Here is an 11,882-nt window from a genome sequence, read left to right on the forward strand (position 1 = left end):
GCCCGCCATGAACGCCGGAGCGCGCCGTCCGCGCGTCCTGCTGTTCGCCGGAGGCCCCCTCGACCGCCAGGACACGGCCGACACCCAACTGGCGGCGGCCGTCGCGGAGGCGGTGGCGGACGTGGACTTCACCTGGTTCGCCCGCCGGCCCCACCGGGGCGGCGGGCTTCCCGCCGAGTGCGGCCGTCCTGTCCCCCTGGCCGTCCCGCACGGGCTGCCCCGGCTCGTCCGGCTGCCCCTGACGGCCGTCGCGGGTGCCGTCGTGGCGCGCCGCGTCGACCTCGTCCACGCCGTGCTGCCCGTCGACGACGCCTTCCCGCCGCTCTCCCGCCTGTGGCCGCCGCTGCTGCGCGGCAGGCCCGTGCTGCACACCGTCACGGGGGTGCGGGACCCGCGGCTGTTGCGCCGGTCGCGCCCCCTCGGCCGGACGGTGGCGCAGTCGGAGGCCACCGCCGGGGAGTTGAGCGCCGCGGGATTCGGCCGGGTGCCGGTCGTCCCCCCGGTGGTGCGCCTGGAGCGGTGGCCGTACATGCCGCGCCCGTCCGGGCCCACGCCGCGGGTGCTCGTGGTCGGCTACGACGGCCCGCACGGCGGCGCCGAGGAGGCCGTCATGGCGGCGGGGGTTGCCGTCCGGGCCGGCGCACGGTTCCGCCTGACGCTGCTGCGCCCGCGCCCCGGTCACCGCCCGCGGGCGGACGACTCGTCCGTACTCGCCCTCGCCGGGCGGGAGGGGCTGCGGAACGTGGAGGTCCTCGGGCACGTGGCCGACATGCGGCCACTGATCGCGTCGGCGGACGTGGTGCTGTTCATGCCGGGCGTGCCGGGCATCAAGCCGGAGGTTCCGATGACCGTGCTGGAGGCCCTGAGCACCGGCCGCCCGGTGATCCTCGGCGACGACCACCCGCAGTTCGCCGCCCTCGGCGACACCGTGCTGCGGGCACCGGTCGGGGACGCGCACCGCACCGGCCACCTGCTGCGGCAGTTGCTGGACCGGCCGCACTGGTGGCAGGTGCTGTCGGAACAGGGCCGGGCGAGGGTCGAGGACCGTTTCGGCCCCCGGGCCTTCGCGGAGCAGTACACCCGCATCTACACGGAGTTGCTCGGCTGAAGCCGCCCCGCACCCCCACCCCGCACACCGCGCCCCGCGTGCCGGTCGCGGCCGGGGCGCGTCACGCGTCCGCGTCGGCGTCCGTGCCGCGGGGGGTGCGGACGGGGAACGCGGGCCAGACCGGGCCGGTTCCGATCCGGTAGCTCGGCATGTTCTCCACGAACGCGGCGACGAGGTGTCCCCGGGCCGTACGGAGTGGATGAACATGCCCCACTGCTCGGCGAATTCGGCGGCGTTCTCGGCGACGCTCTCGGCGATCAAGTTCATCGAGGCGGGCTCGTACGTGCTGTGCGGGACGGCGGCCGCCTCGCCGTGCAGCACCCGGACCCGGGACGGGGCGTCGGTGAGGCCGGCGGGCAGCCGCCGGTGGAAGGCGGAGTGGTGACGGATGACGGCCGCGTCGGAGGCGTGCATCCCCCGGTAGTTCTCGGCGAGGTACGCGGAGACGGGCCACCGGCCCCAGACCGCGTCGGCGTCGCGGCGGCGCCGCTCCCTGTCCCCGGGCGCCCGCGGGTCGTCGCGCGCCGGGTCGGGGCCCGGCCCGCCGCCCCGGGGACCAGTCACGGTTGCGGCCTCTCGGCGGGACCCGCGTCCGGGAGCCGCTGCTGGAGCGGGAACCGGTCGGCCAGCTCGGTGAGTGTGTGGAGGAGCTGTTCGATCTCCTCGTCGGTGTTGAGGGCGGTGACCTGGATGCGGAAACCGACCTGTTTGCGGGGTACGAGCGGGTAGCCGGCGAGGGTGACGTAGATGCCGTGGTCCCACAGGAAGTCGCCGACGGCGTCGAGGTCCCAGCTGTCGGCGAGCGGGATCTCGATGATGGGCAGGCCGCCGGTGTTGGGGGTGGCGATGTCCAGCCCGCGCACATGGTCGAGCACGCGCCGCGTCCTGTCGTACAGGTCGGCGCGGATGGCGTCACCGCGCCGGTCGTTGACGTCGAGTCCGGCGAGCACGGTCGCGAGCGACGCGGTCGGCGAGGGGCCGGAGTACAGGTAGGGCCCGGCCGCCACCTTCAGGTGCTCCTTGAGGTCGGGGGGCGCGGTGACGAACGCCAGGAGCGAGGAGTACGCCTTGGAGAACCCGCCGACCAGGACGACGCCCTCGTACGACTCGGCCAGGTGGCGCACGATGCTGTTGCCCCGCGACCCGTAGGGCGAGCTCTCGGCGGGTCCGCGTTCGCCGATGACCCCGAAGCCGTGGGCGTCGTCGATGTACAGCAGGGCCTCGTGCGCGCGGCAGACGGCGGCCAGCCGGGACAGGTCGGGGAGGTTGCCGGTCATGCTGTCGACGCCGTCGACGCAGACCAGCCGGGCGGCGCCGGTCGGCGCGGCGGCGAGCAGCTGTTCGAGCTCGTCGGGGCGGTCGCCGTGGAAGCGCCGTACCGACGCGCCCTGGCCGCGGGCGACCATGCAGCCGTCGTGCACGGTGCGGTGGGCGCGGGCCTCGACGCACACCTGGCCGCCCGCCGCGAGGACCGGGATCACGGAGGAGTGGATGAGGGTGATGGTCGGCAGCAGAAGCGTGTCCGGGGCGCCGAGGAGGCCGGCGAGCCGTTCCTCGATGTCGGAGTAGAGGCGCGGGTTGCCGATGAACCGCGACCAGCTGGGGTGGGTGCCCCAGCGGCGTACGTGGGGGCCGATGGCGTCCATGATCTCGGGGTCGAAGTCGAACCCGAGGTAGTTGCTGGAGGCGAAGTCGGCCAGCCAGTGGTCGCCGCAGCGGATGCGCCGGCCGTGCACCTCGTCGATGACGGCGTCGCACATCCGGCTGCTCTTCTGCAGACGCTGGAGGTCGCCGAGGCGCTGCTCGCCGCGGGCCGCGGGATGGGCCACGGTGCGGTGCGCTCCGCCTACGCCGGTGAGGGGCGCCGCCTGCCGTTCGCCGGAGTCGTGCAGGAACCCGCGGGCCTCGTCGGCGGTCATGGGCCGGGCGAAGAGGTAGCCCTGGCCGAAGCGGCAGCCCATGGCGGCGAGCAGGTCGCGCTGGCCGGCGTTCTCGATGCCCTCGGCGATGACCTGGAGGCCGAGGACGTCGGCGATGCGGACGATGCCTTCCACGAGGGCGACCTGCTGACCGTCCGTGATGATGTCGTCGATGAACGACTTGTCGACCTTGAGCACGTCGATGGGGAACTCGCGGAGGTAGCTGAGCGAGGAGAACCCGGTGCCGAAGTCGTCGATCGCGATGGAGACGCCCAGGCGTTTCAGCGTGCGCATGGCGGCGCGGATCTGTTCGTCGCGGCGCATCAGGACCGATTCGGTGATCTCCAGGACGAGGGAGCCGCGCGCGAGGCCCGAGGTGTCGAGGATGCGCCGTACGTCCTCGACGAAGCCGGGGTCGATGAACTGGCGCGCGGAGACGTTCACGTTGAGGTGCAGGGGCGGGTTGCGGGGGTGGTCGCGCTGCCAGCCGGCGACGTCGCCGGCGGCGCGTTCGAGGACCCAGGCGCCGAGCCGCATGATGTGTCCGGTCTCCTCGGCGAGGCTGATGAACTGGTCCGGCGGTACGACTCCCCGCCCCCGCGGCCAGCGGATCAGCGCCTCGTACCCGGCGACGGCACCGCCGTCTATCTCCACGATCGGCTGGTAGCGCAGGGCGAAGGCCTGCTCGTCGAGGGCGCTGTCGAGGCCCGCCTGGAGTGCGTGCCGCTCGACCATGCCGGCGTGCAGGTCGGGCCGGTAGCGCTGCCACTGGCCCTTGCCGGCGGTCTTCGCCGCGTACAGGGCGAGGTCGGCGTGGCCGAGGAGTTCCTCTGCCTCGTCGCTGTCGTGGGCCGTGGCCATGCCCACGCAGGCGGAGACGCTGGTCGATCCGGTGGTGAGCCGGAACGGTTCGTCGAGGGCGCGGACGACCTGCGCGGCGAGCCTCTCGGCGTCCTCGGGTTCCCTGGCGCCCTCCATCAGGACGGCGAACTCGTCGCCGCCGATCCGGGCGGCGGTGTCGGTGCGCCGCAGTGCGGCGGTCAGCCGGCGGGCGACGGCGACGAGCAGTTCGTCTCCGACGGAGTGCCCCATCATGTCGTTGACGACCTTGAAGTCGTCGAGGTCGACGAAGAGGACACCGGTGAGGGTGGCGTCGCGGCGCCCGCGCAGCAGGGCGCGTTCGATGCGCTCCAGCAGCAGGACCCGGTTGGGCAGTCCGGTCAGCGCGTCGTGGAAGGCGCGGTGGGTGAGCTCGCGTTCCAGTTCCCGCTGTTCGGTGACGTCCCGGAGGGTGAGCACGATGCCGTGGACGGTCTGCTCGTCGCGGAGGTTGTTGCACCGGACCTCCACGTCGAGCCGCTGGTCGTCGGAGCGCAGCATGCGCCAGTCGTCGTGGACGTCCCGCACCTCGTCGGCCCGGACCCGCCGGAGGGTGCGGGCGGCCCGGGCGCGGTCCTTCGCGGACACGAGCCGGGCCAGGGGGGTGCCGCCGAGGAGGGCGCCGCCGAACATGCCCCGGGCGGACGGGCTGGCGTAGCGGACGGTGCCGTCGTCGTCGAGGATCAGGATCACGTCGGAGGCGTTGTGCACGAGGGTGCGGAAGTACGCCTCGCTGCGGCGCCGGTTGATCTCCTCGCTGAGGCCGACGCGTTCGAGTGCCAGGGCGGCCTGGGAGGCGAGGGACTCGACCGACGCGCCGAGCCGCTCCAGCCGGCGGCGCGGCCCGGCGACCAGCAGGGCGCCGATCAGCGGGTGGCCGGCCTGCGGGTCCTCCAGGGTCAGGGGGCTGAGCACCACGCGCGTCGCCGGGCCGAGCGCGGCGGCCGCCTCGGGCCCGAGCACGGCGGCGTCCAGGAACCGTGTGCCGTCGCAGGGCCCGCCGGGCACATGGCCGGCCGCCGGACCGCCGGACAGGCCTCCGGGTGCTCCTCCCGCGGCGCCTCCAGGAGGTTCTCCGTGGTGGCCTCCAGAGGCTTCCGGCTGCTTGTCGGGGGCCAGGGCGGTGCGGTCGGCGGGCGGCTCCCTGGCGGGTGGCGCCTCGGGGCGCGGGTCCCCTGCGGGTGACGCCTCGGGGGGTGCCTCCTTGGGGGCAGGCTCCCCGGGGCGAGGCGCCCCGGGGAGAGGTGCCCCGGGGGGAGGTGCCCCGGGGGGAGGTGCCCCGGCGCGTGGCTCCCCGGTGGTGGGCGCGGGGGCGGGGCGGGAGCCCGGCTCCCCGGAGGGCGCGGGCGGGGCCAGGACGTCGGCGGGGATGTCGATGCCCGGCGGCCAGGGCCGGCCGGACGGGGCCATCGGGCGGAGCCGCCGGTCGGCCCCCACCGAGAGCAGCACCGCCTCGTGCCGGACGCCGGGGCCGAACAGGGTGGTGGCGGCCGCCTCGACGCAGCGCGCCACGTCGCTGGGCGTCACGGCGCCGACGAGCGACGCGGCGGCGACGCGCAGGCTCCGCTCCCGGGTGACCGCCCGGCGGTGCTCGGAGACCAGCTCCCACAGCCGGGCCATGACCAGCAGGAACATCAGGGCGGAGAACACGGCGATGACCGCGGCGTCCCGGACGGTGCCCAGGAGGGCCTCGACCAGCAGCATGACCGGGGCGATCAGCGACGCGCAGGCGAGGACGGCGAGCCGGCGCTTGGCGAGTCCGGGTGCGGGCTGGGGCGCCCGTTCGGTGAGCCGCACCATGGAGGGGTGGAGGGCCGCGAGGCCCCAGGCGGTGAAGAACACCACCCACCCGAGGTCCATGTAGGTGCCGACGCGCCAGGTGCCCTGGAGTTGCAGCAGCCCGTGGAGGACGTCCGAGGTGAGGATGCCGAACGTGCCGAGGGCGAGCAGTTGCACGGCCCGTTCGCGCAGGCCGCCGAGGGTGAGCAGGCGGACCGTCATGGCGAGGATCAGCACGTCGCCGAGCGGGTAGGCGATGGCGACCGCACGCTGGCTCCAGGTGTCGCCGGCCATGGTGAGCGGGTTGATCAGGTGCACCCACGAGAGCAGGGCGAGGCCCGCCGTGAGGATGAGCGCGTCCAGCAGGCTGGCGAGGTCGCGCGCCTCGGTGCGGTAGCGGATGAAGCCGAAGAACCCGGCCGCGAACAGCGGATAGGTGGCGAGGTAGAAGACGTCCGCGAGGGAAGGGAACGGGTTGGTGAGGCCGAAGACCGACTCGAGGGTGTTGTAGGTGGTGTCCCCTGCCGTGAAGGTGAGGTTCGCGGCGGCGAGCATCAGCCAGGGCCAGCGTCTCGCGGGACGGTGGACGCGGATGCCGACGAGGATCGCCACGACGCCGGCGAGTCCGATGACGGCCCAGCTGCTGGTGTGCCGTTCCGGGACCGTCAGGCAGACGACGGTGAACGGGGCCACGACGAGCAGGTACACCACCATCAGCCGGTGAACGGACACGGATGGCCTTCCGCCGGGCGGTGCCCCGCGGCGGGCGGACACCGCTCCGCCGTTCGGTCGAAGCCACTTGTCCAGACGGGTGATCGGCTCCAAGGTGACCTGCCGGTGGGTCTAGATACGCCGAACCATTTGTGTTTACGTCGTATATGTACACCTTGTGGCTATAAGGGACGTAGGTCAAGGGATGCCCGAACATGCGGGTTCCGACCGGTCCGGCCGCCGGCGCGGCCGGCTGAGCCGGGAACTGGTGATGACCACCGCCCTCGCCCTGGTCGACCGGGACGGCCTGTCGGGGCTCAGCATGCGGCGGCTGGCGGCGGAGCTGGGTGTGGAGGCGATGGCCCTGTACCGGTACGCGGCGGGGAAGGACGCGCTGCTCGACGGGCTGGTCGAGGCGGTCTTCGGGGAGTTCCTGGCCACCCTCCGGGAGGCCCCGCCGGACACGCCCGGGCAACCGCTGATCCCGCAGGCCCGCGCCGGCGACTGGCGCGGCGAACTGCACCGCACGGTCCGCGAGATCCACCGGGTCTCGCTGCGGCACCCGCGCGTGGTGCCGCTCTACGCCACCCGGATGCTCGCCGTGCCGCTGGCCGGCCGCCCGCGGACGGTACTGCTCGCCCAGGAGCGGGTGCTGGCCCTCCTCGCCGGCGCGGGGCTCGACGACGGCCGTACGCGGCTGGCGTACCGGGCCGTGATGGCCTGGGCCCTCGGGTACGTCTTCGTGGAGCTGACCGCCGTGGTGGAGAACCCGGACGAGCCCGAACCGGCCATCCGGCTGGGCCTGCACCGGATGCCCGCGCACGAGATGCCCCTCCTGCGCGCCGCCGCCCCGGCCCTCGCCGGGCCCGCGGGCGAGGAGGTGCTCGCGGTCGGCCTCGACGCCCTGCTGGATCGTTTCCTCGGCGGGCCGGAGAGGGAAGCCATGCGGTAGTCGACCTCGCCGGAAGGGCACCGCATGACGACCTCCGTGCACGGCCCCGCAGAGGAGGCCGCGGGGCCCCAGGGGCCGCCCACCGGGCCGCCGCGCTCGCGCAGGGCGCTCGTCGCGGGCTCGGTGGGCAACTTCATCGAGTGGTACGAGTTCGGCGTGTACGGCTGCTTCGCCACGGTCATCGCCGCCACCTTCTTCACGCCGGAGGGCGGCGGCGAGGCGGAGGCGCTGGTCAGGACGTACGCGTCGTTCGCGCTGGCGTTCTTCTTCCGGCCGGTGGGCGCGGCGCTCTTCGGCCGGCTCGGCGACCGGGCCGGGCGGCGGCCCACCCTGATCCTGGTGGTGCTGCTGATGACGGCCGCCACCACACTGATCGGTCTGCTCCCGTCGTACGCCGTGATCGGCGCCGCGGCGCCCTGGCTGCTGACGCTGCTGCGGATCGTGCAGGGCCTGTCGGCCGGCGGGGAGTTCGGCGGCGCCGTGTCCCTGATGACGGAGTTCGCCCCGCCGGGCAGGCGCGGCCTGTACGGGGCATGGCAGTCGTTCACCGTGGCGCTGGGCCTGCTCGGCGGGGTGGGGGCGGCGGCGGGGCTCGCGACCGTGCTGAGCGAGGCGCAGCTGGCGTCGTGGGGCTGGCGTGTGCCGTTCCTGCTGGCGCTGCCCATGGGCCTGGGGGCGTTGTGGCTGCGGCTGCGGCTGGAGGAGTCGCCGTCGTTCCGCCGCGGGCCCGCGGTGCCGGATGCCGCCGGCGCGCCGGGGGGCGGACCGGACGGCGGGCGGGGGGACGGGCGTGGGGCGGCGGCCGGCGCGGCAGCGGACGGGGCGGCGGTGCCGGGAGTGCCGGGGGCCGGGCGCGCCGTGCGTGCGTCGGCCGGGGAGACGGCGCGGGCGATCGTGCTGGGCGCGGGGCGGCTGATGGGCTGGTCGGCGGCGGGTTACACGTTCCTGGTCGTGCTGCCGTCGTACCTGCAGAGCGTGCTGGACGCCTCGTTCCGGCAGGCGCTGACCGCCACCGTGCTCGCCAACGCGGGGTTCGCGGCGGCGATCCTCCCGGCGGGCGCGCTGAGCGACCGGGTGGGGCGGCGCGCGGTGATGGTCACCGGCGCCGTGGCGGCCGCGGTGACGGCGTTCCCGCTGCTGGACCTGGTGCAGGACCCCGCGGCGCCGACGGCCGCCAAGGGTCTCGCCGTGTGCGCCGCGGGGGCGGTCGTCGGGCTGATGGCGGGGCCGGGGCCCGCGATGCTCGCCGAGATGTTCCCGACCGGGGTGCGGTACACCGGTCTGGGCCTGGCGTACGCGCTGTCCAACGCCGTCTTCGCCGGCTGCGCGGGGCTCGTCATCACGTACGCCGTCGAGCGGACCGGCGAGGCGGACATCCCGGCGTACTACGTGGCCGTCACGTGCGCGGCCAGTGCCCTGGCGCTCGCCGGCCTGCGGGGCGACGGCCACCGCCGTGCGCTGCGTGACTGAGGCGGGAGGGGCCGTGCGGGTCATCGGGCTGATGTCGGGGACGTCGTACGACGCCGTGGACGCCGCGGCCGCCGACCTGTGGCTGGACGCGGACACGCTCGTCCTGGCGCCCCTCGGCATGGTGAGCGCGCCCTACCCCGCCGGGCTGCGGGCCGCCCTGGCCGCGGCCCTGCCGCCGGCGGCCACCACCATGGAGGAGGTGTGCCGGCTGGACACGAGCATCGGCCGGGCCTTCGCGTCGCTCGCCGTACGGGCCGACGAGGAGCTGTGCGGCGGGCGCGCCGACCTCGTCGTCTCGCACGGGCAGACGGTGTACCACTGGTCCGAGGGCGGCACGGTGCACGGCACGCTCCAGCTCGGCGAGGCCGCGTGGATCGCCGAGGCGACCGGCCGTCCCGTCGTGTCCGGCCTGCGTACCCGTGACGTCGCCGCGGGCGGCCAGGGGGCGCCGCTCGTCAGCATCGTGGACGTGCTGTGGCTGCGCGGGCGCCCGGGCGTCCCGGTGGCCCTCAACCTGGGCGGGATCGCCAACATCACGGTGGCCGCCGGGGCGGGTTCCCCGGCCGCGTTCGACACCGGGCCGGCGAACGCGCTGATCGACGCGGCCGTGCGGCACCTCACCGGTGGCCGGCTCCGGTACGACGTGGACGGCGCCCTGGCGGGCCGCGGCCGGGTCGACGAGGCGCTGCTGCGGCGGCTGCTGGACGAGCCGTACTACGCGCAGCCGCCTCCCAAGTCCACCGGCAAGGAGGTGTTCCACCTCCCCTACCTGCGCGCCGCTCTGGCCGGTCATGAGGCGCTGTCCGCCGAGGACGTCGTCGCCACGCTCACGCGGCTCACCGCCCGGACCGTGGCGGACGCCGCCCGCGCGGTACGGGCGACCGAGGTGTTCGCCTCGGGAGGCGGCACCCGCAACCCGGTGCTGATGGCCATGCTCCGTACGGAACTCGACGGCGTCCCGGTGCGCGGCTCCGGCGAACTGGGGCTGCCGTCGGCCGCCAAGGAGGCGTACGCCTTCGCGGTGCTCGGGTTCCTGACCGTCCATGGCATCGCCGGGACGGTCCCGGCGTGCACCGGGGCCCGGCACGCGAGCGTCCTCGGGTCGCTCACGCCCGGCCGGCACGGGCTGCGGCTGCCCGAGCCGGCCGCCGTCGCGCCCGTCCGCATGCGGCTTTCCCCGCAGGGCAATTGACATCATTTCGCGGCTATCCGTTTCGAACCCCCCTCTCCCGGCGACCCGAAGGGGACGAACCGTACGACGGATTGGGAGAGTTCCATGAGTGACTGGCGCCAGCAGGCGGTCTGCCGCGACGAGGACCCCGACCTCTTCTTCCCCATCGGGAACACGGGGCCGGCGGTTCTCCAGGCGGAGGAGGCCAAGGCCGTGTGCCGCCGCTGCCCCGTGCGGGAGCCGTGCCTGGAGTGGGCGCTGGAGTCCGGGCAGGAGGCGGGCGTATGGGGCGGCACCAGCGAGGAGGAGCGCCGCGCCCTCAAGCGCCGCCGCGCCGCCCGCCGGGCAGCCGCGTCGCGGAGCACCGGCTGAGGCCGCCACGCAGCCGGGCCACGCCGCACCGGCCGCCCACGGAGCAGACCGCCCGCCCGCCTTCACCGGGCGGGCGGGCCGTTTCGCGGGCGGCCGTTCGCCGGCCCGGCGTCAGATCCGCAGGGCGCCGGTGAACGGGCCGTGGCCGATGCCGGGCCGCGTCACGGCGAGCCAGCCGTGGCCGCGCACATGCGTCTCCTCACCGACCTCGCCCGGGAAGAGCGACAGGGCCCGCGCCGCGTTCTCGACGGCCCACTCCCGGGAGGCGCCGGGATCCTCGTCGTGGTCCGGTCCGTCCGAACCATGGGGGGAGCCCTCCGTGAGCGGTGTCTCCCAGGCCATCGGTTCACCGGTCCACTCGGGCTCCCCGTAGCGCCAGTAGCCGCGGTGCACCTCGCCGCCCCGGGCGAGGGTCCAAATCATCGAGTCGCTGTGGTCGTCCTGGTAGAAGAACTGGGCCTGCCCGCACCGCGCGCTGATCCGGGACACCAGGTCGTGGTGGTCCCACGCCTCCTCGTGGAAGAGGGAGTCGGCGTACACCAGCCGCCAGCCGTCCAGTTCGGGGGTCACGAACACCCGGTGGGCCGTGCGCCTCGCGCCGTCCTCGCCCGTCACGGTCGCCGTGTCGTCGCCCATGGCGGACAGGCCCATCGTGATGGTGCAGGGCCGCCGATCGTGGAGACCCATGGCCGGGAACAGTTCCTCGTACGTCTCGCCGGGGACCGCCAGCCAGCAGTGGTCCGGCAGGTCGCCGTGGACGACGCCGTCCGGTTCGGTGACCTTGATGCGGACGAGCCGCTCCCAGGCCCGTACGTCCCGCTCGTCGAGCGCCGCCTCGCCGCCGATGACGGCCAGGGCGGTCAGCGCGTGCCTGCGCAGCCGGCCCGGGCCGTGGCGGCGGACGGCTCCGAGCGCGGGCACCGCCGCCGGACCGATGGCCCGGACGGTCCGGGTGGCGGTGTGGCGGACGTACCGGTCCCGGTCGGCGAGGAACGGGATCACCGCCAGGACCGCCGGGGCGGCGGCGGGGCCGAGGTTCTCCAGGCCCCCGAGCGCCTGCCTCCGGATGTCCTCCATGGGATGCCCGAGTGCGGCGGTGTACCGGTCGAGGCACCGCTCGTCGAAAGCCCGCAGGACGTGCTCCAGCTCCCACCGGCCGGGGACGTCCTCGGCGCGCTCCCGGGCGGCCATCGCCGCGTCGAAGGCGGGAGGTCCGATCAGCCGCAGGGCGTCCCGGAGGGCGAAGAACACGTGCCGCTCCACCGTGTGCAGCACGGCCAGCAGCCCGGGGACGGCGGCCGCGCCGGGCTCGGCCAGCCTGCGCACGAGGTCCGCCGTGGCCGCCTTGTCGAACCGGGCGGCGTCCAACGCGGATATGAGTTCGTCCTGATCCATGATCAAGGACTGTAGACCTCGGCAGGGCCCCGGTCCGTGCCCGGCCGCTTCACCCCGGGCCGCCGTCCGTCACGCTGCGTCGACGGGTCTGTTCAGGCCACACCTGGCCGGTTTATGGTGGTTGGG

8 protein-coding genes are annotated in these 11,882 nt (G+C 74.9%); 6 read left to right on the top strand and 2 right to left on the bottom strand.

Features of this window, described 5'->3' with window-relative positions:
- The first annotated feature begins 7 nt into the window (after window positions 1-7).
- Both A4V12_RS20445 and A4V12_RS20450 read left to right on the top strand, forming a co-directional pair.
- Complete coding sequence (locus A4V12_RS20445; protein WP_064070785.1) at window positions 8-1,108, top strand: glycosyltransferase; 1,101 nt, start codon at window positions 8-10, stop codon at window positions 1,106-1,108.
- Between the two features lie 199 nt (window positions 1,109-1,307).
- On the top strand, window positions 1,308-1,493 hold the full coding sequence (locus tag A4V12_RS20450) for a hypothetical protein (RefSeq protein WP_064070786.1): 186 nt from the start codon (window positions 1,308-1,310) through the stop codon (window positions 1,491-1,493).
- A 175-nt stretch (window positions 1,494-1,668) separates the two neighbouring features.
- Here A4V12_RS20450 and A4V12_RS20455 read toward each other — a convergent pair whose 3' ends face one another.
- On the bottom strand, window positions 1,669-6,417 hold the full coding sequence (locus A4V12_RS20455) for an aminotransferase class I/II-fold pyridoxal phosphate-dependent enzyme (protein ID WP_234372259.1): 4,749 nt from the start codon (window positions 6,415-6,417) through the stop codon (window positions 1,669-1,671).
- 184 nt (window positions 6,418-6,601) lie between these two features.
- Between A4V12_RS20455 and A4V12_RS20460 the strand changes: the two genes are divergently transcribed.
- The 4 genes from A4V12_RS20460 (at window position 6,602) to A4V12_RS20475 (ending at window position 10,361) form a co-directional block, all read left to right on the top strand.
- Window positions 6,602-7,348 carry a TetR/AcrR family transcriptional regulator gene (locus A4V12_RS20460; RefSeq protein ID WP_064070787.1) on the top strand — a complete coding sequence of 249 codons (747 nt, stop codon included), beginning with the start codon at window positions 6,602-6,604 and terminating at the stop codon, window positions 7,346-7,348.
- 24 nt (window positions 7,349-7,372) lie between these two features.
- Window positions 7,373-8,818 carry an MFS transporter gene (locus A4V12_RS20465; RefSeq protein WP_079137179.1) on the top strand — a complete coding sequence of 482 codons (1,446 nt, stop codon included), beginning with the start codon at window positions 7,373-7,375 and terminating at the stop codon, window positions 8,816-8,818.
- Window positions 8,819-8,831: 13 nt separating this feature from the next.
- A complete protein-coding gene (locus A4V12_RS20470) occupies window positions 8,832-10,010 on the top strand; it encodes an anhydro-N-acetylmuramic acid kinase (protein ID WP_064070788.1) in 1,179 nt (392 codons plus the stop codon).
- An 84-nt stretch (window positions 10,011-10,094) separates the two neighbouring features.
- A complete protein-coding gene (locus tag A4V12_RS20475) occupies window positions 10,095-10,361 on the top strand; it encodes a WhiB family transcriptional regulator (RefSeq protein WP_064070789.1) in 267 nt (88 codons plus the stop codon).
- 111 nt (window positions 10,362-10,472) lie between these two features.
- On the opposite strand, the gene A4V12_RS20480 is transcribed toward A4V12_RS20475, so the two are convergent.
- Window positions 10,473-11,756 (bottom strand): HEAT repeat domain-containing protein, encoded by a 1,284-nt coding sequence (locus tag A4V12_RS20480; RefSeq protein WP_064070790.1) that lies wholly within the window; start codon window positions 11,754-11,756, stop codon window positions 10,473-10,475.
- Window positions 11,757-11,882: the final 126 nt, after the last annotated feature.

It is taken from the genome of Streptomyces noursei, assembly GCF_001646665.1.
GTDB classification, from domain to species: Bacteria; Actinomycetota; Actinomycetes; order Streptomycetales; family Streptomycetaceae; genus Streptomyces; species Streptomyces lavendulocolor.